Below are 24,486 nucleotides of genomic sequence, written 5' to 3' on the forward strand. Positions count from 1 at the left end.
TTCACGTCAACGCAGGTCCCGATCTTCGTGCGGCCCGGTCACGGCTTCGAAATGGCCGCCTCGATCCCGGATGACGACCTTGCGGGGCGCAACGCGAAGCCCGCCAACGCGCCGACGATGCACAGCGCGCCCACATAAAACTCCGCCGCGTGCGGGTTCGACTTCAGCATCACGGACACGAACACCGGCGTCAGGCCGCCGAACAGCGCATACGCGACGTTATACGAGAACGAGATCCCTGAAAAACGCACGACCGGCGGAAATGCGTTGACCATGGCGACCGGGATCGCCGCCACCGCGCCGACGAAGAAACCGGATACCGCGTAGAGCGGCAGCAGCAATGACGGATCGACGGCGAGCTGCCGGAGCATGAAAAAATACGATGCGCCGAGCAGCAGGCAGCCGCAGAAGATCGTGCGGGCGGTGCCGATGCGTCCGGCCACCGCACCGGCGACGATACATCCGATCGTCAGGCAGAGCGTCGCGGCCGAATTGGCCTGCAGCGCGAGCGCCGGCTCGATATGAAAGCGCTTGGCGACGAGCGTCGGCGTCATCAGGATCACGACGACGATCGCGGCGGTCAGCGTCCACGTGAGCATCATCGACACCAGCACGGCCCTGCCGTGATCGCGCAGCACCGCCTTCAACGGCACTTCGCGGGTCAGCGCCCGGCTGCGCTTCATGTCGATGAACACGGGCGTTTCATGGAGCCAGCGTCGCAGAAATGCGGACAGGATTCCGAACAATCCGCCGACCACGAAAGGAATCCGCCATGCATACGCGCCGATGGCGGCATGCGAGTAGTGCTGGTTGATCCCCGCCGCGATCAGCGAGCCGAGCAGGATGCCGAGCGTGAGGCCGCCCGTCAGCAGGCCGCACGCATAGCCGACATGGCGCGGCGGCACGTGCTCGGACACGAACACCCACGCGCCGGGCACTTCGCCGCCCACGGCCGCGCCTTGCAACACACGGCACAGCAGGAGCAGCACGGGCGCGGCGACCCCGATCGATGCGTAAGTCGGCAGCAACCCCATCATCAACGTCGGCAGCGCCATCAGCATCACGCTCATCGTGAACATGCGCTTGCGGCCGACGAGATCGCCGAAATGCGCCATGATCACGCCGCCGAGGGGGCGCGCGAGATAGCCGGCCGCGAACACCCCGAACGTCTGCACCTGGCGCAGCCAGTCGGGAATCGACTGCGGGAAGAACAATTGACCGATGACCGTCGCGAAAAACACGTAAATCACGAAGTCGTAAAACTCTAGTGCGCCGCCCAGCGCGGCAAGCACCAGCGTTCGGTGGTCGCTGCCTGTCAGCGGACGGGGCGGCGCAAGCGGAATCTGAGACGCGTTCAATGAATTCATTCCTGGAAGAGGTTGGGTTTCCGATCGGCATGCCGATCCGATGACGTGCCACCTCACGAGAACACGCGACGCGTTCGCGTCATTCCGTCGCGCATCCGATTTATCGGCGTCACGAAGGTGCCGGGAATAAACCGACGGTCTCGCGTGTTTGACGTGCATGGACGGGCCGACGTGCCTGTTTCACCCATGCGGCTTGTTCGCGCATGCCATGTTCATTGATTCCCTCGGAGACATCATGCGGTTTGCAGTGCTCGGCGCCGGCGCGGTCGGCTGCTACTTCGGCGGCATGCTGGCGCTGCACGGCCACGAGGTCGGGTTCATTGGCCGTCCGCTGCATGTCGATGCGATCCGCGACCACGGCTTGCGCATTCAGACGCGCACATTCGACACGCGCGTGTCCGCCCATGCGTCGACCGACATCGCCGCCGCCGGCTCGGCCGACGTGGTCTTCATCTGCGTGAAAGCGGGCGATACCGCCGAGGCCGCGCGCGGGTTGCGTCATGTGCTGGCGCCGGACGCCATCGTGGTCAGCCTGCAAAATGGCGTCGACAACGCGGCGCTGTTGCGGGCGGAGATCGCGCAGCCGGTCATTTGCGCGGCCGTCTACGTGGCGAGCGAGATGGCCGGCCCCGGGCATTTGCTCCACCATGGCCGCGGCGATCTCGCGATCGAAGCGTCGCCGTGCAGCGAACGGCTCGCACAGGTACTGCGCGCAGCGGACATTCCCACCCGGATCGCCGACGACGTGCGCGCGGTACTCTGGCGCAAGTTCATGCTCAACTGCGCATACAACGCGATTTCCGCGATCGTGCACCTGCCGCTGGGCGAGATGCCGCATCGCGATGCGTTGCGCGAAACGATGTGCGCGATCGTCGCCGAATGCATCGCCGTCGCCGCGGCCGAAGGCGTGCATGTCGACGACGAGCCGGCCGATATCGTCGCGCACATCGAAGCGACGATTCCCCCGGGCCAGTATTCGTCGACAGCGCAGGATCTGGCGCGCGGCAAACCCGGCGAAATCGACCATCTGAACGGCGCGGTCGTTCGGCGCGGTCTGGCCGCACGCATCGGCACGCCGGTCAATCGGACACTCCATCTGCTCGTGAAGATGCTGGAAGCCAAGGCCGCGGCGCGCTCGTGACGGGCGACGATCCCGCGCGGTCGACCGGGGCAGGCAGTCAGGTCGACCGCGACGGACGAACACATTCAGCATATCGCGAGCGATCGGATACACCGTCGCCTTCGCCAACAGTGCAGCCGCGTCGCCGAATCCGCCCGTGGTGGCGGCAGCGACGCCGGCGCCCGATGGCGACAGAAGCCATCTATCGGCGTCACCGCGGTGCCGGGAATAAACCGACGGTCTCGCGTGTTTGATGCAGGCCTCGCGAGCCGGCGTGCTATCAGGGATGCCAGCCAGGTCATCGCGAAACTTCAGCCCCACGCGCGGCAAATGGCCGCCAGCCTCAACCGGCTGCTCACGCCGACGCCTGACGGCCCCCGCGAACCGTGACGCACCGGCATGCCGGCCGCGATGCGCGCACGGTGTCGCCGTCGCGAACGCTCAGCTCGCCATCGCCGGGCCGGCCTGCTGCAGCTCACCGAGCACTTCTTCGATGCCGTTGTCGGCGATCCGCTTGCCGATCGCGCCGAGATCGGTGTCGCCGGGCGCGGCGATCAGCGCATAGGTGACACTGGCACGGCGCCACGTCACGACCTCCATACTGCCGACCTGTTGTCGCGCGAGCGCCGTGTCGGGCCGCTCGTCCTTCATCACGCACAGCGCCACGGGCAAGCCTTTTTCGGGCAGATAGACGATCTGCACCAGCGGCTTGTGATTGAAATTCAGCCGCTGTATGCGCTTGAAGGTCAGCCCGACCGAGCGCAGGTCCGGAATGCGGATCCGCAGCCCGTCGTCGCGGCGAATGTTTTCAACCATATGCGCGGCGGCCGCCAGATTCGACGAATCGAAAGCAACGGTGTCGCGCGTATAGAGCCGCTGATAGTTCACGGCTGCCATGATCCACGGGGATATCTGCGTCCGCGCGGTCATCAACGCGTCCCGCGGCGCGAAGTGCAGGACGGCGCCGCAGCAGAACGCGCCCGCGACGAACGCGGCCGCGAGCCACGGCATCATCGTGCGAACGCGCGAGCGAACCGGCGCGGAAGACGGCGCGTGCGCGTCGGGCCGCGACGCCGGCGCCGACGCATCCGCGCGACGCGCGCCGCCAACCGCGGACGGCGCCGAAGGCCCGGCATACGCCCGCGCGATTTCCGCGACCTTGCTGATCAGGCTCTGCGGCAGCGGCGGCCATTCCTGGCGCTGGAACGCATACTGATAAGGCAACACCGATGCTTCGAACAGGGCAACCCGCCTGGCGATATCGGCCGACGTGTCGATCGCCCTGTCGACCTCCTCTCGCTCGTGCGACGTGAGTTCGCCATCCACGTATGCCATGAGCAGGATGTCGTCCATTTTCATGCCCCCTGATCCTCACTCTTCGCTGCGCCCTTCATGGGTCGTTCCTTTCCATCGCTGAACAGGGCGCCGATCGTCTGACGGGCACGCGAAAGCCGGCTCATGATCGTCCCGATGGGTACGCCGAGCGCCTCGGCCGCTTCGCCATAGCTGAGCCCTTCCACCGCGACCAGCAACATCACCACGCGCTGCGCTTCGGGCAGACGCTGCACCGCCCTGACGATCTGCGCATCGAGCGCCTGCTGCTCCAGGGTCGGCGCGGTGGGATCGGCGATGGTTTCGAGCAGGTCGTCGTCCCAGTCCATGCCCGAGCGCCGACGCACGCTGCGTGCGCGGAGTTCGTTGAGCCAGGTGGATTGCACGATCGAGAACATCCAGCTGAGCGGCGCGGTTCCCGGTCGTAGCTGATGCGCGCGTTCGAGCGCACGGACGCACGCGCCCTGCACGAGATCCTCGGCGTCGTGCCGGTCGCCGGAGATTCGCAGCGCGAAACTCCAGAGACGCGGCAGCATCGCGGGGAGCATGGCGGACAGTTCGGCTGCGGTCATCTACGTCGATCCTCCCGCGGTGCTACCAAGCCGACGTTGACGAACTGCAGTATCTGACGTGTATCCATGGGTTTAGGCGAAATTGAGCGGGCAACACCCCTGCAGTGCACGTAAACAGCTGGACGGCGCAGATATTCCATCCGCCGTCGCGTATTACCCGAACTGCCGGATCACAGGTCCACGTGCCAGAGCGCGCGTTCGCTCAGGCCCGGGCGATGAATGGATAGGTCAGCAACCCGAACTGCACCAGATTGACGCCGAAGTGCGCGAGCACGGCCGATTGCAAGCCGCCGGCGCGAGCGGCGAGCCCGTAACCGATGCCGGACAGGCCGGCCAGCAGAACCAGCAACACGCCGCCCTGATAGTGAGCAAGCCCGAACAGCACGGCGCCTGCGACAAGCGCGAGCCAGCCGGCATTCGGTTGCGCGCGCATCAACCGGGTCGCACCCGCCTGGATATAGCCGCGGAAAAACGCTTCTTCCGCGAACGCGACCAGCAGCAGGTTGTCGAGCACCCACAGCCACGCGAACTGCGGCCACTTCGGCGCCCACGCAATCAATCCGGCCCACCACGCGATCGAGAAGCAGACCGCCGATGTCGCCGCGCACGCGACGACTGCCGCGATCACACGTGTCGACAGCGGCTTCTCCGGCAGAACCCACGGGTAGGCCAGCACCAGCCAGAACGCGATCAGCGGCTTGTCGAAGTTCAGATACATCGTGTAGGGCGCCGCATCCGGCGTCAGGCGTGCCGCATGAATCACCCTGAGATTGTCGAAACCCGGCAGCCAATGCTGAAACAGTCCGACCGCAATGACGCAGAAGACGACGTTGCACACGACCTTGCCGGCGAACGGCAGATTCCGCTGCAACAGCACGCCGGTGCCGACCAGCAGCGCGATCGGCACGAGCGCGATCGGCTGCAACTGCCGCGACGCGAACGCGATCGCATAGCCGATGGCGAGCAGGCTCAGCGTGAGCCCGCGCGGCAGCCTCGAGATCGCCGTCAGTGCGGCCAGAAAAATCGCACACCACGTCAATGCGGTCATTGCACGTTCCGGAGAGTTGCCAACGGCGCGTCGATCGCGTCGAGCGCCGCACGCGTATCAGGCCACCGTGACGACCACGTCGATGTTGCCGCGCGTCGCCTTCGAATACGGACACGTCTGGTGCGCCGCATCGACCAGCGCCTGCGCGACGTCGGCGTCGACGCCCGGCACGCTGACGTTCAGCCGTGCCTGCAGGAAGTACGCGCCGTTGTTCGTGGCCAGATCGATCTGCGCATCGACATGCGTGTCGCGCGGCAGCGAAACCTTCAGCTTTTGCGCGGCCAGGCCCATCGCGCCGATGAAGCACGCCGACCAGCCCGCGGCCAGCAGCTGCTCGGGATTCGTGCCGGGCGCGGCCGAGCCGGGCGCGGAGAGCTTCACATCCAGGCGGCCGTCCGCGCTGTGCGCGGCGCCGTCGCGCCCGCCGGTGGTGCGAACTTCGCCGGTGTACAGAATTTTCGTTTCGTGGTTCATGGTCGGTACCGTGTTGAACAGGGTGGATAAATGGCGAGGCCGGCGATCAACTGCCGCGGTAGAGCTGTTCGAGCGCCGCGAGCTGGCCGTCCTTCTCCGCCTGCACCAGTTCCGCGCGAACCTGGGCGCGCGTCTTGCCCTTCGGCGCCTTGCCGCCCGTCGCCCATTGGCTCGCTTGCCCGACGGTCTGGTCGTTGATGCTCGTGTCGGCGGCGCTGCTTGCAAAAGCGGAAGTGGTGGCTGCAACGGCGGCGCACGCCGCGAAAACCAAAGCGATCGTCTTTACTTTCATGTCGTTCTCCTGGATAAATTCGGCTGTCGCGAATCTGTCGGGGCGCTCGGCGGTCGCTGATCTCGCGAAGCCGTCTCGCGCGCCCTGATCGGATTCGATCGATGAGATGCATTAAATCCAGACGACGTATCTGACGTGTGTCTCGACAAATGGCTTTTGCAAGGCCATGTATCCAGACCGGTTTCATACACATTGAGAAACAAAACTGCCGTCTCGTTTTCGATCGATCGCTAAACGAAGGCGGGTTTTTCCGACAAAATGGCGCCACGACAGCGCGTTCACCCTTTACGTCGCTGCCACGAAAAAACCAACGGAGAGATAGCCGATGTCCCGATACGCCCTCGCAGCGCTGCTGTCGTTCAGCGTCATGACTGCGGTCGACGCGCACGCCGAAACGATCAAGCCGGTCAAGGCGTCGAGGTCCGACCTTGCCGGTGCGATATTCAATCGCGCCGATGCTGTGAAAAAAGACGAAGGCGGCGAAACGAACGCGGACGTCGCGACGTTCACGTCGACCGACAACGCTTACCAGACCGGCGTCTATCGATCCGGCCCGTCGCATGAGGAAATCAAGGGGCCGCACGGGCTGCCGTACAACGAGTTCCTGTACTTTCTTTCGGGCAGCGTGAAGCTCACGTCATCGGACGGTTCGGTGATGCTCGTGAAGACCGGCGAGGCCGTCACGCTTCCGAAGGGATGGACCGGACATTTCGACACGCCGGGCTATACGAAGCTCTACGTGACCTACAACCCCGACGACAGGAAAAAATAGTCCGGCACATCGAGCAATCCGGCCATCGCGGAATAGCGCACCCACCTCGATTGTTCTGTTGAGGCAGACCATCACTTCGGGAGTCATAGGGTGCGGAATCAATCGCAGGAAATCGACGACAATCAGCGGCTCGTGCGCGCGCTCGGGAGCACGGAACATCTGTTCTGGCTGCTCGACCAGAATCGGCCGACGCATTTCGCGATGGTCGCGGAGATCGACCGGCGCTTTGCGACGGACGCATGGCACGCGGCGTTTCAGGCGCTCCAGCACCGGCATCCGCTGCTATCGACCTGTATCGCCATCGACGCGCAACAGCATTCAGGCTTCTATCGCGTGACTGACGCCACGGTGCCGTTGCGCGTGCTCGAGCAAGACCCGACTGCGTGGCAAGCGGAAGCGGCCCGCGAAATCGCCACGCGCTTTGTCGGGTCCGCGGCGCCGCTGCTGCGCGCGACCTTGCTGCAAGGCGAATGCAGCTCGACGCTGATCCTGGTCGCACATCATTCCGTGATCGACGGCATGGGCAGTGCATCGCTGATCGAGGATCTGTTGAGCGTCCTGTCGGGCGAGCGACTGGCGCCGTTGCCGCTGGCGCCGTCGCTGGAGACCGTGCTCGATACCGATCTGAGCCATGCCGCCGTGTTGCCGCCGCCGTCGCCGGCGCCCGCGCCCAAGCCATTTCGTCCGGACGCCGCGCAAGCGCCGCATGTCGACGCCATTGCGCTTTCCGCCGATGTCACCCGCCGGCTCGTGGCGCGCGCACGTGCCGAGCAAACCACCGTGCATGGCGCGATTGCCGCGGCCGTTCACGAAGCCGGCCGGCGTCTGTCCAGCGCGTGGACCGATCGCGCGTTGAGGACCGTCACGCCGATCGACCTGCGCGGTCTCTCCGACGATGCGTGTGCCGCCGCCGGCGTCTACATCACGCAGACCATCACGATCGACGATCACCCGCGCGGTACGGAGCTATGGACCGCCGCCCGCAAGATCAAACAGGATCTTGCACCGTCGCAAGCGCGCGAAAGCGTGGCGGCCGAACTGAAGGCACTGGATGCCGTGATGACCGCGCGGCCGAGCGTCGAGCATGCGGCCGGGTTTCTGTCGGCCGTGCTGGCCTTCGACGTCATGGTGTCGAATCTGGGCAATCAGCCGATTGCTTCCGCGTACGAAGGCGTGTCGCTGAACGCGCTGTGGGGCCCCATCGTGACGTCGGGCTTCGCCGACGACCAGATCATCGGCGCGTGCACGATCGACGGCGTGCTACGTCTCACGCATACGAGCCATGGCGCGATACGCGGACTGCTCGAAGAGGTCCGCGCGATTCTCGAGGAAGCCGTGAGCTGACCGTCGGAGGCTGCTCGCCTCGCGTGCGCGCGACGCCGACCATCGTCGCGCGCCGCAGCGGCAGACGGATTCCGGAACCCCGGCGCGTGCGTTCAACACGCCACCGGCAATACCCGCTTGCGGTGCTCGACGATCGACAGAAGCAGCACCGCGAGGCCGCATCCGGCGATCAGTATCAACAGCATCGTCTTGCCCATGCTCACCAGCACCATGCTGCCGAGCGCGGGAAATCCGAATGCGCCGACGAAGTACGACGCCACGAACCAGGTCAGCACCGCGTGCCGGTGCCGCGCGTCGGCACTGTTGACGGCCTGCGCCTGCACGATCGGATAGACGAGGCCATATCCGGTGCCGAGCAGCACGGCGCTGGCCGAATGAAGCAGTGCGTTGTGCGGCACGGCGAACGTCACGGCAACGCTCAGGATCATGAAGCCGAGCAGGATCTGCGTCGTCGCGCTGACGCGGATCTGAATCACGACCGCACCGAGCAGCCCGCGGATGACGACCACCGTGGCCGAATACAGACCGAAAAACGTTCCGGCTTTCACGCCCGGGCCCTGCGCCATCGACATCTGGAACGTCATCAGCCCCGAGAAGACGCTCGAGCCCAGCGCGATGATCGCGATCGGATAGATCGCAGGCGTGCGGACGATCGCGCCCATCTCGCGAACCCATCGATCCCGCACCGGCGGTGCGACGGCGTGCGAGGCAGGCGACAGGCGGCCGAAACATTCCAGCATCACCGCGGCCGTCGCGCACAGCGCGCCGACCGTGCAGAACACCGCGCCCGTCGTCCAGTGCCAATTGCGAATCGCAAGTGCCGCAACGGCCGGACCGCCGCCGACGCCGGCCATCTGAAACGACCCGAACCGCAGGAACCAGCGCTCACGTTCGATATCCGCCGTGCGCTCCGCGATCATCATCGGCGCGGCGAGGCAGAAGCCGCCCCAACCGATGCCGACCAGCAAGCCGGGCACGACGCTCAGCGAGCCGGTGCGCGCGATCAGCGCGAAGCCGACGACGCCTGCGCCGACGACCAGCGCCGCCAGCGCGGTCGCCCGCGCGGCGCCGATCCGGTGCGCGCACCACGCGACCAGCGGCAGGCCGAGCAGCGCACCGATCATCGCTTCGGCCAGTGCAGCCCCCGTGTCGATGTCGCTGCCGCCTGCCACACGGAAATGCATCGACAGTAGAAATGTCGCGCCGTAGCCGCATGCCGTCAGCAGCGCGCCGAGCAGCACGAACGCGGCGACGCGCGGCGACATCGTGCGTGGATCGGCCATCATGCTTCCCCTAGTTTCAAGATTCCGGTCGATTCGGGCGGCGGCGCGACAAGCTCGCCGCCCCCGGGCCATCGCAACATGATCCGCACAATCCGCAATCGCGGAAATGAACTGTTCCGATGATGCGCCGCATACGTTCGTATAGGCGCGACGACCGCCCACGTGCGCGACGCGCTCAGGTATCGGCGAGCGACAGATCGGGACGCTGCGCGACGGTGGCGGCGAGGATCGTGAGTTCCCGACTCACCGGAACGCGCGCCTCGCCGGCGTGAGGGCGAAACACCGGGTCGCCGCGGCCGATGCAACGCCCGCTCAGTGCACATATCGCCGCGCCGTCGGCAAACCCTCTGCTCCAGATCTGCTCGGTAGACTTGCCCAGACACGCGTCGCTCCACGAGACGCTAATCGCGCTGGCCGAGATGCGCCTCACGATCACGACGTTGACGGGCCGCCGCGCCATGCGCGAGCCCGTGCTTGCACGGCGCGGCCGGTGGCCGACGGCCCACTTCTTCGTGCACGCGTGGAGCTGCTCGGCGGACGGATCGAGCACATTCAGCAGCACCCGCGCGACGATGTTGTCTTCGGACAGCGTGATCATCTGCAGTCTCCGGCAGCCGGCTTCATTCGGTCTGCGCCGGCGGAAACGAAACCGATTCGCTCAATTCGCGCCATTGCGCGTCCTCTTCCGCACGGAACCTCGCCGCCGCGCCGGCTACCGCGACCGCGTCGCTGCCCATCAGCAATCGCAAAGGCGCTATCGGCGATCCGGCGATGCCGAGCAGCGCGCGGGCAATCCGCGCGGGATCGCCGGGTTGCGCACCGTCGATGCTGCGCAAGCGTGCCGCTACCGGCTCGATGATCGGCTTGTACGCGTCGCTGATCGGCGGAATAGTCATCGACGAGCCGGCCCAGCGGGTCCGCATCGATCCCGGCTCGACGATCGTGACCTGGATGCCGAAATCGCGGACCTCCTTCGCCAGCACTTCGGAGAACCCGCCCACCGCCCACTTGGCTGCCTGATAGGCGGCGAGCCCGGGGCCGCCGACTCGTCCGCCCACCGACGAGATCTGAATGATGTGGCCGGCCCGTTGCCGACGCATGAACGGCAGTGCCGCGCGCGTGACATTGCACACGCCGAAGAAGTTGACCTCGATCTGCTCGTGCAGCGCCTGGTCGGTGATGTCTTCGATCGACGCCAGATCGGCATAGCCCGCGTTGTTCACCAGCACGTCGAGACGGCCGAATTGCTCGACCGCCAGACTGACGGCGCCGCGCGCCGCGTCCGGGTCGGTGATGTCCAGCGGGATCGCCAGAATCCGGTCGCCATATGCGTCCGTCAGGCTGGCGAGACGCGTCACGTCCCGCGCCGTTGCCGCCAGTGTGTGGCCGGCGGAAAGTACCGCCTCGGCAAGCTGAAGACCCAGGCCGCCGGAGCAGCCCGTGATGAACCAAACTTTGCTGTCATGCATTGTCGTACTCCCGGTCAATTGCAATCGACGTCCGGTCCTGCACACGGTTGTGAATACGGGGGATTGCCGTGCGTCCGCGGGATCGCGGACTCGCCGAACCCGACGTCATGCACCATTGGGAGCCCACCATGTATCTCGTGTATGTCCGCGGCGTATCGGAATGTATCTGGCGATACCGTGAGTACGACGCGGTGATCGCGCAATTGTCACGAAGAACGTCGCGCAGTTGATGAGTGGCCTTCACATAACCAGTCATATGTAGAACTACACGATTTCGTGCGCGTTGTTGAATGGCTATGTGAAATCGGACGCCGGCAGAGCATGGGCCAGCATCGCGCATGTATCGGGATTCGCGGCGAGCGGGCCGCGCTGCGTGCGTCAGGACAGATAGCGTCCGCAACGACAGGCGCGTGCCGGCTCGCACGCGACATCGTGTCCACCAGTAGCAGCAAGCGGCAACGTCACGCGCGCTTCGAGGCCGCCGGTGCTGCGATTGTTCAGCTGCAGCTCGCCCTGCATCGCTTGCGTCAGCCGCCGTGCGATCGCGAGCCCCAATCCGGATCCCGGCGCACGCGCCGCTGTCTGCGGCGCCCGATACCACGGCGTGAACACCGCTTCCATCTCCGCCGGCACGATGCCCGGCCCCGAATCCACCACGGCAAGCATCACGCGCCGGGCATCGACGCGAACGCACAGGCGGACATCGCGGCCGTAACGCAGCGCGTTGTCGATCAGGTTGACGAGCACGCGCCGCAGCGCATGTGGAAACGTCACGAGCGGACAGTCCAGCCGCCCGTCCAGCGCGACGGCAAGCCCCGCGTCGCGATAGTTGTCGACCAGCGAGCCGAGCAACTCATTCACGTCGACACTGCGCGGCGGCTCCGCCACGCTGCACTGAAGCCGTGCGCAGGCAAGGCTCGCGTTGATCAGCTCGCCCATCTCGGCAAGGTCGCGCTCCATCGCATCGCGCAACGTGCGATCTTCCAGCATGCCGCTACGCAGCATCACGCGCGTCAGCGGCGTACGCAGATCATGCGCATAGGCGGCGAGCACATGCAGCAGTTCCGTCACGCGATCCGCATGCTGGTGATGCGCGCCGTTGATCGCGGCGGCCAGTCGCGCGATCGACGGCGTGCCGCGCTCGACCAGCGAACGGGGCAGCTCTTCCAGCCCATGATCCTCGAGTGTCGCGGCGAGTTGCCGGATTGCCGCGTCCAGTCGCAGCGCACGCAGCCACAGCACCGCCGCCACCAGCGCGAGCAGCGCGCACGTCGCGCTCGCCATCAGAAGATCGCGGTCGACGGCGGGAAGCAATGCATGCGCGAGCAGGTCGCGAGCGTCGTACAGCGCCGCCGCGACGAACAGCACGCCCGCGACGACGAACAGCCGGGCCGGACACGCGACGAAACCGCGTGCATGCTCGCGGCAAGTGCGGCTGAAGTTGCGTATGGAGCGCGTGAGCCGAGCGTCAAACCAGGCTCCGGACGATAAGGTAGGAATGTTGGCCATCTTCGTTCTCCTGTCGCCGTCGCGGCGGACGGTACAGGGAACATGAAAACATGCGTGCGGGGGTTCGCACCATCAAACAAGCGGCCATCTACCCCCTACGAAGGTTTAGGTTGCCGTTGCGGCGCGGGCCGGCGATCAGCCGTATCCGAGCGCGCGGGCGAGCCAGCCTTCGAGCTCCTGTGCGTCGATCGGTTTCTCGAGCAGGCACAGCGCGGTGCTGGCCCGCGCGCGCTCGGACGTGCGAGCGCTGACGAACGCCGTGACGAGCACCGTAGGAATGCGCAGGCCGAGCGCTTCCATCCGGGCCAGCACTTCGAGGCCATCCATCTCGGGCATCTGGAGATCGCAGATCAGGCACCGCGTGCGCGACACCGCGTCGGACGCCAGGAAGGCCGGCCCCGACGCGAATTCGCGCGCCTCTCCGCCCAGCGAACGCACGAAACTTCCCGCGGCGGCGCGCACGAAGGGATCGTCGTCGACAATGGACACGAGATCGGAGGCTGAGAGTGAAAAAGGCATCCCTGCTTAATGACGAGGGGGACGGACCGGGCCCGTCCCGAGCACTGTTACCCAAGTTGCCAGCATACCGTCACACCGCGGCATCGCCATCATACCTACGTATGGGTAGGCTCGGCGCGGGTGCCTGGGCCGGTCGATGAAGGCTCCGGGTAAACGAGTGACGCTCGGGCTTTCCCAAGCCGGGCGCGCGGTGCACCGCGCCGACGCGTTTCGCGCCCGCGCCGCCGCTAGCGCGACGGCACGTTGATGCCGAGCGCAGTCATCTTGCGCACCAGTTCGGCCACCGAGCGGCACTTCATTTTTCGCATCGCCTGGCTGCGATGAATCTTGGCCGTGATCTCGGCGATGCCCATATTGCCCGCGACCTGTTTGTTCATCAGGCCCGTCGCGACGTGTTGGAGCACCTCGCATTCGCGCGGTGTGAGCGATTCCCAACACGCGCGCAGGTCGAGCAGCGAGTGATCGTCCTGCAGCCGTTTCGCATCGCGCTCGAGCGCCGCGATCACCGCATCGATCATGTCCTGGTCGCGGAACGGCTTCGTCAGGAAATCCATCGCGCCGGCTTTCATCGCCTTCACCGTCATCGCGATATCGCCGTGCGCGGTGATGAAGATGATCGGCATCTGCGGGCCGCCGCTCTCGGCCAGCGACGTCTGAAACGCGATGCCGCTCTGCCCGCGCAGCCTCACGTCCAGCACGAGGCACGACGGTCCCGCGCCCTTCGGTGCCGCGAGAAACTCTTCCGTCGACGCAAAGGCGCGAACCTCCAGGTCGATCGATCGCAGCAGGCTGATCAGCGCGGCACGCACGAATTCGTCGTCATCGACGACGTAGACGGTGCGGCTGTTTCGATCAGGTGTCGCGTGGGGCATTCTGGTTTCCGGCATCGATATTCGCTGATGAATTTTCAGGAGTCACCGCTCAGCGGCTCAAACACAACAACGCGAAGAACCTGTCCGCCACCTGCGCGCTGCGCGCCGCGCGTCGCGCCGACGGACGACACATCATGGATCGACGCGCGGCAGCATCACGGTGGCGCGCGTACCGGCACCTTCTCGCGGCGACAGCGTCAACGTGCCGCCGTGCGCGTCCACGATCGAATGCGAAATGGCGAGGCCCATGCCCATCCCGTTCTCCTTGGTCGTGAAAAGCGGTTCGAGCAGCCGGTCCGCGATATCGGGCGCAATGCCGCTGCCCGAATCCTCCACGCTCACGCACACACTGTCAACGCCGTGCGCTTCGCACGCAAGCGAAAGACGACGCGCCGTCTCGAGCTCGGCCATCGATTCGGCGCCGTTCGTCAGCAGGTTGATCACGACCTGCTGGAGCTGGATCCGGTCGCCGTATACGTAGACGGGGCCCTCGTGACTGCGCAGCTCCAGCACCACGTCCAGCGTGTCGAGCTGCCGCGCGACGAGCGCCGCGGCCTCGCGCACGGCCTCGGCGAGGTCGACCGTCGCAAACTGCGGCGCGGCCTTGCGGGCCTTCGCGCGCAGCGCCTGGATGATGCTCTTGGCCCGCGCCGCGCTCCGGTTGATGTGCTCGAGCATTGCCCGCGCCTCGCCGAGGTCGGGCGGTTCCCGGTTCAGCCAGCGCAAGCCGGCGCTTGCCGACGTGTCGACCGCGGCGATCGGCTGGCCGATCTCGTGGACGATCGACGCGACGAGCTCGCCCATCGCGGTCAGCCGGCTGGCGCGCTCGAGGCCGGCCAGTGCGGCACGCAATTGCTCCTCGGCATGCGCGCGCTGACGGTTCTGCTCGAGCAGCTCCTCGTAGAGCCGCGCGTTCTCGAGCGCGAAAGCGGCCTGCGACGCGATCACCTCCACCAGCGCCGCCTTGGCCGCGGTAAACATCCGCGCCGCCAGATTGTTTTCCATATACAGCACGCCGACGAGCGTTGCATAACGCATCAGCGGCACGCACATCACCGAACGCGGGCGCCGACGGCGAACGTAGGCATCCTGACCGTGAACCGGCGACTCCGACGCATCGTCGATCACTACCCCTTCCTGCGTCCGGGCGACCGCCTGCAGGACCGAGACGGGCAGCACGTTCGCCGTCAACGACACGGCCTCCTGCGTCACGACGATCGTGCCGTCGATCACGTCCGCGCGCGCCGGTACGTGCCAGACGCCCTCGCGCAGCACCGCGAGCGCGCCATGCTCGGCGCCGGCGCTTTCGAGCGTCGTGCGCAACAGCGTTTCCACGAGACGCGCCGGCACGATGTCGCTCGCCAGCGCGTTCGACACGCGCAGCACCGCGTTCACGTCCAGTGCGTGCATCCGGCTCCCGACCGGATTGGCGGCTCCGGCATCGAATACATCGGGATGCGCGGCCTGCAACTCGCGCACCTTCGCGAGCGCCCCCCAACGCTGCCACGCGCTCAGCGCGTGGCGCAAATACGCGTGCGCGGCAATCGTGTCGCGACCGGCATGGAAGCGCGCCGCATACTCGGCGGCCAGCGCCTCGACCTGCGTAAAGCCATGCCTGCCCGCGTGCACCACGGCGCGCGCATAGGCTTCCGCGGCGTCCAGCGGCTGCCCGTTCACGCGCGCGTGCTCGGCGCGCACCAGCTCGCGTCGCGCGACGAAGTTCTCCGGGCATGCGCGCGCCCAGACGTCGAGCTGCTCGACATGGCGCTGCAGCGCAGCCTCGTCGGACGCATCGCGGCAGGGCAGCGCAAGCAGCGCGAGCGCGCCGTAGAACGGCAGATCGGCCCGCTCGGAAAACGAACGCGCCGCATGCTCGCAAGCTTCCGCGTGCCGACGCGCGTCGAGCGCGTCCGGAAGATCGCCGAACAACAGTGCGGCCTGCAGCCGGTAGACCCAATACGCGAGATCGACCAGGGTCGGCGGCCGGCCCTCCGGCGGCGCCAACCGGTCGCGATCGTCGCTCTCGCCTTCCTGTAATTGCTTCAGCAGCATCTGCTGCGCGAGCAGCGCATCGATCACGAGCTGGAAATTCGCATCGCGCGCGATCGCGAGCCCGTGCGTCACCGTATCGCGCACGTCGCCGAGAAATTCGCCGGCGAACAGCATGCCGGTCGCCTCGTTGCGCTTGCAATAGAGCGCGAACGTATGATCGCAGCACTCAACCGTGATCTCGAATGCCCGCGAGATATACGCGCGGGCCGAGCGCGCCGGCAACACCCACGGCACCACGATCGTGCCGTGCGCCATGTAGACGCGGCCGCGATACCGATCGAGCCCGCGCTCGTCGACCAGATGCAGCGCGAGCTCGCCGAATGCCAGCGACGCGGCGTAATCGCCGTAACGTACGCCGAAGATCTGGTTCATGCAGACGTAGACGTCGGCCGATGCATCGGAATGGCCATGCTCGATCGCCAGATTCACCGCGCGCAGCAGAATCATGTCGACCAGATCCTGGTCGGAATAGAGTGCCGGCGGGATCAGGTCGGCAAAGATGTCGACGATCGCGCGCTGCAGCGGATCGGCGATGATCGGCAGGTCGCGCAGCGCGTCGATCCCGTTGCGATCCAGCCAGCCGCGCAGGCGCAGGTATTCGCGATGCACGTCCGCGCTGTCCGGATGGGGCGGGATATCGATGCCGGCGCGCTTCAGGAACGCAAGGCCGACCCCGAGCGCCAGATCGAAGCGGCCCAGCGCCGTGTACAACGCCGCGCGCAGGCGCGTGAGATCCGCGCCGAACGTGCCGTCGCCGGCTACCCGCTCCAGCTCGGCCAGGCGTGCTTCGGCCGCTTCGAGCGCACCGGTCATGAACTCGGCCTCGCCGCACAGCATGCGCGCGTCGAGCCCGTCGTCGCTGGTGTCCCGTTCGCCGAGGAAATCGACGGCCGCGCGAAAGAAGCCGAGCGCGGAATGATGCGCGGTGGACGCCCGGGCTTGCCGTCCGGCCTCCAGGTTCACGCGCGCGAACGCGCGGCGCTGCGCGGGTGTCGCGACCACCGAGCCGGCGAGGTTCGCCTGCGCGGCCAGCACGAACGCGTCGGCGCAGGCCTCGCCGGCCGCCAGCAAACGGCACGCGATCGCGTGATGCAGCGGTGCGCGCTCGTCCTCCGGAATCGACGCATACGCGGCCTCGCGAATGCGATCGTGCCAGAACGTCCAGTCGTCGCCGTCGCGCTGGACACTGCCGGCATCGAGCGCTGCCTGCAGCCCGTCGATCGCATCGGGCTCGCTCAGGCCGGCGGCCGTGGCCAGCAGGCGCGTCGACGCGCGCTGGCCGATGCAGGCCAGCAGTCGCAACATGAATCGTGCGCCGTCCGGCAGCAGCTCGAACTGCCGCGCCAGCATCATCGCGACGTCATCGCCGCCGCGATGCGCGGCGATGCGTGCCATGTTCCAGCGCCACAGGCCCGCGCCCGCGTCGTAATCGAGCATGCCTTCGTCGGCCAGCAGGCGCAGCAGATGATGCACGAAGAATGGATTGCGGCCGGTTCTCTGCCCGATCAGGTCAGACAACGGCCGCAGCGCATCGGTGTCCTGATGCAGCGCATGGGCGATCAGCTCGGTCGTCGCGCGCTCGTTCAGCGGCCCGAGCTCCACCGTCAATGCATCGGCAACGTCGGCCAGCGGGCCGGCCCGCAACGGGTGACCGGCATCGATCTCGTTGCCGCGATAGGCGCCGACGAGCAGCAACGCCGTGTCGCGGTGTTGCTGCACCAGCCGCTCAAGCACCTGGATCGTGCCCGCATCGGCCCATTGCAGATCGTCGAGCAGCAGCGCGAGCGGGCGCTCCGGCGCCGCGAAACACGCGATCAACCGGGCGATCGCTTGCAGCACGCGTTCCCGCTCCAGCCCGGGCGCCAGTTCGGATTGCTCGGGCGGCCCCGCTTGCGGGCCCAGCACCGCCGAGAGCGCCGGCAGGAATCTCGCGAGCGTGCGTCCGACGGGCGCGACGGCCGTTCCGATTCGCGCGCGCCACCTGTCGAATTCGTCGTCCGCGCAACCCAACACGAACTGCAGCAGCGGCGCCAGCGCCTCGGCAAGCATCGCATACGGCGTGCCGCGGCGCCCTTCCTCGCCCTTGCTGGTGGCCACGAGCAGCGCGCCGTCGTGCCTGATGCGCGCGACGGCCTCCAGCAGCAGCGTCGACTTGCCGATGCCCGAGTAGCCGGAAACCCATGCGACGCGCATCTCGCCACCGGCGGCGACGGCACGGTACTGCGCGCGCAACGCGTCGATCTCCTGTTCGCGGCCCACCACGTGATCGGCTTGCTGCAGACGCTGCAGCGCCGCATGCACATCGAGCGCGAACATCGGAATGCGACCGTCGCGGCGCAGGCACTGCTCGCATCGCTGCAGGTCGGCGACGAGCCCCGCCGCTGTGCGGTAACGCTGCTCCGGCGCCTTTTCGAGCAACTTCACGACGATCCGCGAAATCTGCTCGGGTACGTGCGCAAAGAGTTCGTGAGGGGCGCGCGCCGAATGCGTGGCGTGCGCGTGCACGAGCCCGGCCGCATCGGTCGCATCGAACGGCGGCACGCCGGTCAACTGCTCGTAGAGAATGCAGCCGAGCGAATAAAGATCGGCGCGCGCGTCGACACGCAGGTTCATGCGCGTGCCGAGCTCGGGCGCCGTATAGACGAAATCCGTGTCGTCCCACTCGAGAGCGATGTCGCGCAACGGGTCGGTCGCATGGGGGCCCAGCGCATAGCCGAAGCCCGTCAGGAACGCACGATCGTCGTCATCCACGAGGAAGCGATGCGGCGCAAGCGCACGATGCACGATACCGGCCGCATGCATCTCGCCCAGCGCAGTCGCGAGCGCAATCGCGCGCCGCAGAAACGCAGACAACCGCTGCTGCGGGACAGCTTCAACGGAGAGCGGCATCCCGCCCGGATCGGCCAGGACGAGCACGGCGCCGCCACCGTGCGACACGATGGCTTGCGGCACGGCGGACCAGCGTTCGTGCAGTGCCGAGCGCAATACATATTCGCGTTGCAGCGCCGCGACCGCGGACGGCGCCGCCGCGCCGCGCCCGGCGACCAGAACCGGCGGCGCATGGTCGTCGATCGCGCGGTGCAGCCGTGGCGGGCCGGGGCTCAATTCGATAAAGCGGCGTGTCGAAAGTTCGATCATGCGAATGCAGTAAGGAAACGGTGGCGTTCATCAGCTCGAACGCCGCTGGCACGGCGGCGTGGAGCACGGCATGCGACACCCGTGCCACCGGCCACGTGTTGCGGCGGGATGCCGGGTTGTATCCGTTCGTTCGAACCCGCGGTCGTGACGCAGGCCGCGGGGCGCACTCGATGTCGCTCGTGCGGTGTCGCACCTCACCGGCCGCCTCGCCTTCTTCCAGGTACCCGTGATAACACGCGAACCCGCCGATTATTCCAGCCCGATATCGTCAATGCAACAACGCGCGCCGGCGAATGCCTGCGCGTTGTCGAAGCGCACTCGCGTCGCGCCGTGATCGGCGCTTTCGTATCCGGATGTATCGCGTGTCCGCATCGATACATGACATTGCAAAACGCCGCGCCGCGGACACATGCGGGATACCTTCGCGGCGCTCAATACAGATGCGACGGATTCTGACGACATTCGCGACGCGGCCGGCGCGTCCGGCTCCCGCGTTCGCCAGATACCGTGCATACCATTCGATCGACTCACCTTCCGGATTCCGACATGAAGACCTCAAGGATCACCTTCGCGCTCGTCGCGTTTGCTACCGCAGCCTGCGCCCATGCAGCGGCCCCCGTCGATTCGTTGACGGCGAATCAAGATGCCGTGGCCACGACCCAATGGACACCGGCCATTGCGATGCCGACGGGAAAGACCCGTACCGAAGTACGTCAGGAGCTCGCTCGTGCGCGCCAGAGCGGCGAGCTCGACGCGCTCAGGAAACTCTATTCCGGTCATTGAAGCAGCGACGTTTTCCGGAGGTCCGGCACGGGCAGGCGCGATGCTCGCCGGCTCGTGCGCACGCTTCATCGGCCGGCCTCGCATCCGCGTGTGGGCGAAGCCACGAAGATGCCGGGATTCCTCCGCACGGCATGTGTGACCTACGCGTCGCATGACGTGCACCACAAGACGGGACATCGCATCGACGCGCGAAGCTGACGTCGACGCGCGACGTCACGCGCCTGCCGATGCGAACCAACCGCGACACGATCGCCGCTCAGGGGGATCGCATCGGAATAAACGATCGCCATCGCGTGTTCAGTGTTAGCAGTCGCGCCCGCTTCCGCGCACGTACCCGCAACCGGTGCCCGTCATGGGCGATCTCATTCCCCCGCCGCCAATATCGAAGATGTCATCGCTGTCCAGAATGCTGCTCGTCTATGACGGATCCCACGAAGCCAACGCCGCGCTCGCACGATGTGCGTCGCTTTCGCGCGCATTGTCGGCCACGGTCGACGTCGTCGCCACCGTCGACAATGTCACCGCCAACGCACGGTCGGCCGGACTGCTCAGCGAGCTCGCCCATCAGCGGCTGGCAGAATCCGCGCATCGCGATCTTCAACGAGCGATCGACGACCTGACGGACCACGGCATCGCCGCACGCGGCTATGTCCGCTTCGGACGCGCGGCCGATGCCATCGCCGCGCATGCGTCGACAGCCTGCGTGGACATGATCGTCGTCGGATATCGCGCGCCCACCGGGTTCGCCCGCTGGTGGCGCGAGCATCCCGTTCACTTCGACCTGGCCGAACGCGTGCCGGGTGCGGCGCTTGTCGTCGTCACGGTCGCGTCGACCTAGCGCCGCAGCGCATCGATACGCGCGGACGACGCGCGATCGCGTTCGTCCGCGGTTCTTCCGCCGTTCTCCGGCCGACTTAATTCGCGTCGGCCGCATCGATGCACGGCTGAACGGTCGCGGCAAGAATCATCCGCTGGCGGTTGCCGGGCAGACAGACATCGCTCCCGCGCGGACGAAACACCGGATCGCCGCGTTGGATCGCGCGCCCCGTCAGCGCGCAGATCGACGGCACGCGCGCGCGGCTCCTGCACCAGATTTGCTCCGCATACCGCCCTGAACACGAGTCGCTCCACGAAACAGTGATCATGGACAACGACAGGCGCTCCATCACGGCTATCCTGGTAGGCGGCTCGCTGCGCGCACGCGCGTCGTCCTCGTTCCATTGACGCAGCCCCACGCGTCGCGCCTTGTATCGCGTGCGCTGCGCTCGCAAGCACACGCTGCGCTGTTCCTGCGAAGGATCCAGGACATTGATCAACGTGCGAGCCACGATGTCCGCTTCATGCAGCATCCCCATCACCTCTTCTCCCAATCAATCGGATCGATCATGTGAAAGCGGACGCACGAATCACCGACACCCTGTCATTCGGCCCCGCGATGCGCGCGCCCTCGCTCAGGCGCCGCCTTTCTCACGCAGCATCAGCTCGCTTTTCACCGACTTGACGCCGCGGATCTTCCGGGCCGACTCGACCGCGAGATGATCTTCGTCTTCGGTTTGTACCTGGCCGGCCAGCGTCACCTGCCCGGTCGCGGCATTGGCGAAAACCGTGATTGCTTGCCCCTGCAGCCCCTTCGTTCGCGACAGCGTCCTTTGAATCGACCGCGAGAACGTGCGATTGGCCGCACGCGTGGCCTTCTTCGTCTGGGCGGCTGTCGGAGTGGACGTCACCGCGGCATCCGTTCCCGCCGCATTGGCACTTTCGTCTGCAAATGCCTGCAGTTGCAGGCCAGCGAGCAGGACGGCCGCGAGGCCGCCGTTCAGGATGACTTGTCGAATTTTCATGATGGGTTCCTTGGGTTGCTGGTATCGAATGGCACGCAGGTTCCGGCCGCATCGCGAAGCCGACTCGATCACCTGTCGCCCGAGCCGTCACCGATGCGATTCGTGTACCGGTGGAACCAGAATAAGGCGCTGCGTCGACGGCATCCATAGCATCTGTAGCTAGCTGCACAACCCGTCAGGATAGATGGCCGCATACGTTCGTATAGGCTGCGGACATGGCTGCACGCGTCGCCGCGCATCACGCCGCCCGAGGCGCGGCCGCTGCGTCGTCAACCGCAAAACGCGGGAGCGTCACCATTGCGCGCGTGCCGCCTTCCGCGCGCGGCGTCAGTGCCAGTTGACCATCGTGCGCATCCACGATCGACTTGCAGATGGAAAGGCCCATGCCCATCCCGCGCGGCTTCGTGGTGAACAGCGGTTCGAAGATGCGTTGCGCCACCCGCGGATCGATGCCGTCGCCGCTATCGTCGATCCGGATACGCAAGCCATCCTGAGCGGCCTCGCACGCCAGCACGAGTACGCGGCGCTCCTCCGGGATGTTCAGCATCGCTTCCGCGCCGTTCATCAGCAGGCCGATGACGGCCTGCTGAAGCTGAATGCGTTCGCCGCGCATCGGCATCGGAGAAGCGAGCCCGTCGACGCGCAAGCGCACCTTCATCGCATCCAGCGTGCTTGCCATGATCTCGGCCGCCTCGGAAAGCGCGTCGGCGAGATCGAACGTTGCAAAGGCGGGAGCCTCATGCCTTGCGTTGGCGCGCAGCGCGCGGATGATGGTGCGCGCCCGTTCGGCGCACGCGCAGATATGAGCGAACATCTCGCGCGCGGCGTCGAGGTTCGGCGTGCCGCGATCGAGCCACTTCAGCCCCGCGCGCGCGGACGTATCGATGGCCGTGATCGGTTGCGCGACTTCATGCACGATCGAAGCCGCCAGCTCGCCATAAGCCTGCAGGCGATCCGCACAATCCGCGTCGGACGGTGTGTCGCCGATCCTTGCCGCGATGCTGTCCGCGCGGGCCTGCCGGGCGGCAAGCTCGTCGTGCAGCCGCTGGTTTTCCAGAACGAGCCCGGCATGCAGCGCAAGGATCTCGACCAACGCGGTGTTCGCCGACGTGAAAATGTCCGGCAAATCCCCGTGCTCCAGATACAGCGCACCCATCAATGCGCCATTGCAGCGGATCGGCACGCACATCACCGAGCGCGGCTTGCGACGGCGCACATAGTCGTCGGTCCGCCAATGGTCGGCGGCGCACGCGTCGCGCAGCACGAGCCCGTCGCGCAGATGCACGGCGGCGGCCATGATCGGCACCGGCAACCGGTCGGCCGCCAGCCGCTCGACGTGCGACGGATGCGCCACCGTCGCGCTGGCGGCTCCTTCCCAACCGCCGTCGCGCATCACCGCAATCACGCCCCACGTCGCCGCCGTGCCCTGTATCGCGGCCTCGAGCAATTTCCCGACGCGCGTCGCGGGCGCGACCTCGTCCGCCATCGTGTGGGAAAGCTGGCGCAACACCTGCACGTCCAGTGCGAGAAGCGATTGAGACATGAGTTCCTCGATGACCGGGGTCATTTCAGGGCCGCTCGGGCCGGAGAGCGATTTCCAGGTAGTCCGCGCAGCGAAAGCGCTGCAGGAATCGTCGAGTTCGTTGTTCATTCGTCTATCTCCTGCGTACCGGGTTGCGGCCTCTGCCAACCTGAAATTAACGTTTCATGTAGTGAGTACTCCACAAACGAATGTTAGCAGCAGTTTCTCGAAATAAAAATATGAAGATAGCGAAATTCGTTCGCCACGGCGCGGGATCAGCCGTGTAGTGCGGATGCAAGCCATTGAATCTACGGTGAATTTATGTCATGTTGCGGACACGAGCAGAGTTCCGTAGAATTCGAAGTTCATGTAGCGTTCCCTGTACGAAAGTTTGCGGGAACGCCGCCCGTGCAAGTTTTTTCAGGCGGCATGGCCCGGTTGGCGGCCGCCATAGGAACGGTATGGCTCAAGCAGCAAAAGGCAAGACTGTGCGTGGAACCGGCGTCCGCGAGGCGGCGGCGCAGGAAACCCGCGACAAGATCCTGCACGCGGCGACCAAGGTCTTCGCGCGCTACGGTTACGAAGGCGGCAGCGTCGAAAGGATTTCGCGGCTCGCGAAGTCGTACGACCGGATGATCTATTACTACTACGGGAGCAAGGAGGGGCTGTTCGTTGCGGTGCTCGAAGGCATCTATCGACGGATGGACGAGGCGGAGCTCAAAATGGCGCCGGATGCTTCGAACCCCGTGGAAGCGCTGAAGTCCGTGATTCGCTTCAAGCTGGACTATTATTGGCGCAATCCCGATTTCATCACGCTGCTCAACACGGAGAACCTGCACAAGGGCAAGCACTTGTCCAAGCTCGAGCGCCGGGGCGAGTACTCGTCGCATGCGGTAGAGATCATCGCGAAGATTCTCGAGAACGGCGTCGAACAAGGCCTGTTTCGCACGGGCCTCCGGGCGCGCGACGTTTTCCTGCTGATCATCTCGACCGCGTATTTTTATACGTCGAACCTGTATACGTTGTCCGCGTTCCTCGGAGAGGAGCTGAACGCGCCGGATGCCGTGCGCCATTGGGAGACGTTCGTGATCGACAGCGTGCTGCGGGTGGTCCGCAAGGACGCGTCAGTCGATGCTTGAGCGTGTGCCGGCGCCGCTGTCGACCCTCGTGACCATCA

At 66.2% G+C, this 24,486-nt stretch carries 22 protein-coding genes; 6 read left to right on the plus strand and 16 right to left on the minus strand.

What is annotated here, in order from left to right; genetic code table 11:
* Window positions 1-38 precede the first annotated feature (38 nt).
* Window positions 39-1,367 (minus strand): MFS transporter, encoded by a 1,329-nt coding sequence (locus BAMB_RS28550; protein ID WP_011660626.1) that lies wholly within the window; start codon window positions 1,365-1,367, stop codon window positions 39-41.
* Window positions 1,368-1,602: 235 nt separating this feature from the next.
* On the opposite strand from BAMB_RS28550, the gene BAMB_RS28555 reads away from it, so the two are divergent.
* Entirely contained in the window at window positions 1,603-2,508 is a 906-nt protein-coding gene (locus tag BAMB_RS28555; RefSeq protein ID WP_011660627.1) for a ketopantoate reductase family protein, read from the plus strand.
* A gap of 420 nt (window positions 2,509-2,928) precedes the next feature.
* Here the strand turns inward: BAMB_RS28555 and BAMB_RS28560 are convergent, their stop codons facing one another.
* The 5 genes from BAMB_RS28560 to BAMB_RS28580 form a co-directional block, all read right to left on the minus strand.
* A complete protein-coding gene (locus BAMB_RS28560; RefSeq protein ID WP_041491753.1) occupies window positions 2,929-3,846 on the minus strand; it encodes an anti-sigma factor in 918 nt (305 codons plus the stop codon).
* Complete coding sequence (locus tag BAMB_RS28565; protein WP_011660629.1) at window positions 3,843-4,391, minus strand: RNA polymerase sigma factor; 549 nt, start codon at window positions 4,389-4,391, stop codon at window positions 3,843-3,845. The genes BAMB_RS28560 and BAMB_RS28565 overlap by 4 nt, the downstream gene beginning before the upstream one ends.
* 202 nt (window positions 4,392-4,593) lie before the next feature.
* Complete coding sequence (locus BAMB_RS28570; protein ID WP_011660630.1) at window positions 4,594-5,439, minus strand: CPBP family intramembrane glutamic endopeptidase; 846 nt, start codon at window positions 5,437-5,439, stop codon at window positions 4,594-4,596.
* Window positions 5,440-5,496: 57 nt separating this feature from the next.
* Entirely contained in the window at window positions 5,497-5,913 is a 417-nt protein-coding gene (locus BAMB_RS28575) for an organic hydroperoxide resistance protein (RefSeq protein WP_011660631.1), read from the minus strand.
* 46 nt (window positions 5,914-5,959) lie between these two features.
* Window positions 5,960-6,205, minus strand: a complete 246-nt coding sequence (locus tag BAMB_RS28580) for a DUF4148 domain-containing protein (RefSeq protein WP_011660632.1) — start codon at window positions 6,203-6,205, stop codon at window positions 5,960-5,962.
* Window positions 6,206-6,530: 325 nt separating this feature from the next.
* On the opposite strand from BAMB_RS28580, the gene BAMB_RS28585 reads away from it, so the two are divergent.
* Both BAMB_RS28585 and BAMB_RS28590 read left to right on the plus strand, forming a co-directional pair.
* Window positions 6,531-6,977, plus strand: coding sequence for a cupin domain-containing protein (locus tag BAMB_RS28585; RefSeq protein WP_011660633.1), 447 nt, complete (start codon window positions 6,531-6,533; stop codon window positions 6,975-6,977).
* Between the two features lie 90 nt (window positions 6,978-7,067).
* The gene (locus tag BAMB_RS28590) at window positions 7,068-8,321 is read left to right on the plus strand and encodes a phthiocerol/phthiodiolone dimycocerosyl transferase family protein (protein WP_011660634.1); all 1,254 of its coding nucleotides are present in this window, start codon (window positions 7,068-7,070) and stop codon (window positions 8,319-8,321) included.
* A 92-nt stretch (window positions 8,322-8,413) separates the two neighbouring features.
* On the opposite strand, the gene BAMB_RS28595 is transcribed toward BAMB_RS28590, so the two are convergent.
* The 7 genes from BAMB_RS28595 to BAMB_RS28625 all read right to left on the minus strand — a co-directional run bounded on the left by BAMB_RS28595 (window position 8,414) and on the right by BAMB_RS28625 (window position 19,163).
* Window positions 8,414-9,607: an MFS transporter gene (locus tag BAMB_RS28595; protein WP_011660635.1), complete on the minus strand. Its 1,194-nt coding sequence runs from the start codon at window positions 9,605-9,607 to the stop codon at window positions 8,414-8,416.
* A 172-nt stretch (window positions 9,608-9,779) separates the two neighbouring features.
* Complete coding sequence (locus tag BAMB_RS28600) at window positions 9,780-10,202, minus strand: DUF3331 domain-containing protein (RefSeq protein WP_011660636.1); 423 nt, start codon at window positions 10,200-10,202, stop codon at window positions 9,780-9,782.
* Between the two features lie 22 nt (window positions 10,203-10,224).
* Window positions 10,225-11,073, minus strand: a complete 849-nt coding sequence (locus tag BAMB_RS28605; RefSeq protein WP_011660637.1) for an SDR family NAD(P)-dependent oxidoreductase — start codon at window positions 11,071-11,073, stop codon at window positions 10,225-10,227.
* Between the two features lie 378 nt (window positions 11,074-11,451).
* The gene (locus BAMB_RS28610; RefSeq protein ID WP_011660638.1) at window positions 11,452-12,582 is read right to left on the minus strand and encodes a sensor histidine kinase; all 1,131 of its coding nucleotides are present in this window, start codon (window positions 12,580-12,582) and stop codon (window positions 11,452-11,454) included.
* A gap of 135 nt (window positions 12,583-12,717) precedes the next feature.
* Window positions 12,718-13,101, minus strand: a complete 384-nt coding sequence (locus BAMB_RS28615; protein WP_011660639.1) for a response regulator transcription factor — start codon at window positions 13,099-13,101, stop codon at window positions 12,718-12,720.
* 227 nt (window positions 13,102-13,328) lie between these two features.
* Entirely contained in the window at window positions 13,329-13,973 is a 645-nt protein-coding gene (locus BAMB_RS28620; protein WP_012372787.1) for a response regulator transcription factor, read from the minus strand.
* A 132-nt stretch (window positions 13,974-14,105) separates the two neighbouring features.
* Window positions 14,106-19,163, minus strand: coding sequence for a trifunctional serine/threonine-protein kinase/ATP-binding protein/sensor histidine kinase (locus BAMB_RS28625; RefSeq protein WP_011660641.1), 5,058 nt, complete (start codon window positions 19,161-19,163; stop codon window positions 14,106-14,108).
* Window positions 19,164-19,709: 546 nt separating this feature from the next.
* Between BAMB_RS28625 and BAMB_RS28630 the strand changes: the two genes are divergently transcribed.
* On the plus strand, window positions 19,710-19,946 hold the full coding sequence (locus tag BAMB_RS28630; protein ID WP_041491754.1) for a DUF4148 domain-containing protein: 237 nt from the start codon (window positions 19,710-19,712) through the stop codon (window positions 19,944-19,946).
* A gap of 406 nt (window positions 19,947-20,352) precedes the next feature.
* Window positions 20,353-20,784: a universal stress protein gene (locus BAMB_RS28635; protein ID WP_041491755.1), complete on the plus strand. Its 432-nt coding sequence runs from the start codon at window positions 20,353-20,355 to the stop codon at window positions 20,782-20,784.
* Between the two features lie 76 nt (window positions 20,785-20,860).
* Here the strand turns inward: BAMB_RS28635 and BAMB_RS28640 are convergent, their stop codons facing one another.
* From BAMB_RS28640 to BAMB_RS28650, 3 genes are all read right to left on the minus strand, one after another.
* Complete coding sequence (locus BAMB_RS28640) at window positions 20,861-21,301, minus strand: DUF3331 domain-containing protein (RefSeq protein WP_011660644.1); 441 nt, start codon at window positions 21,299-21,301, stop codon at window positions 20,861-20,863.
* 96 nt (window positions 21,302-21,397) lie between these two features.
* Window positions 21,398-21,787: a BON domain-containing protein gene (locus BAMB_RS28645; protein ID WP_011660645.1), complete on the minus strand. Its 390-nt coding sequence runs from the start codon at window positions 21,785-21,787 to the stop codon at window positions 21,398-21,400.
* Between the two features lie 238 nt (window positions 21,788-22,025).
* Window positions 22,026-23,438 carry a sensor histidine kinase gene (locus BAMB_RS28650; RefSeq protein ID WP_011660646.1) on the minus strand — a complete coding sequence of 471 codons (1,413 nt, stop codon included), beginning with the start codon at window positions 23,436-23,438 and terminating at the stop codon, window positions 22,026-22,028.
* Between the two features lie 332 nt (window positions 23,439-23,770).
* Here BAMB_RS28650 and BAMB_RS28655 point away from each other — a divergent pair, with 332 nt between their 5' ends.
* Complete coding sequence (locus BAMB_RS28655; RefSeq protein WP_011660647.1) at window positions 23,771-24,448, plus strand: TetR/AcrR family transcriptional regulator; 678 nt, start codon at window positions 23,771-23,773, stop codon at window positions 24,446-24,448.
* Window positions 24,449-24,486 lie beyond the last annotated feature (38 nt).

Origin of the sequence: Burkholderia ambifaria AMMD, assembly GCF_000203915.1 — a bacterium.
Taxonomy (GTDB): Bacteria; Pseudomonadota; Gammaproteobacteria; order Burkholderiales; family Burkholderiaceae; genus Burkholderia; species Burkholderia ambifaria.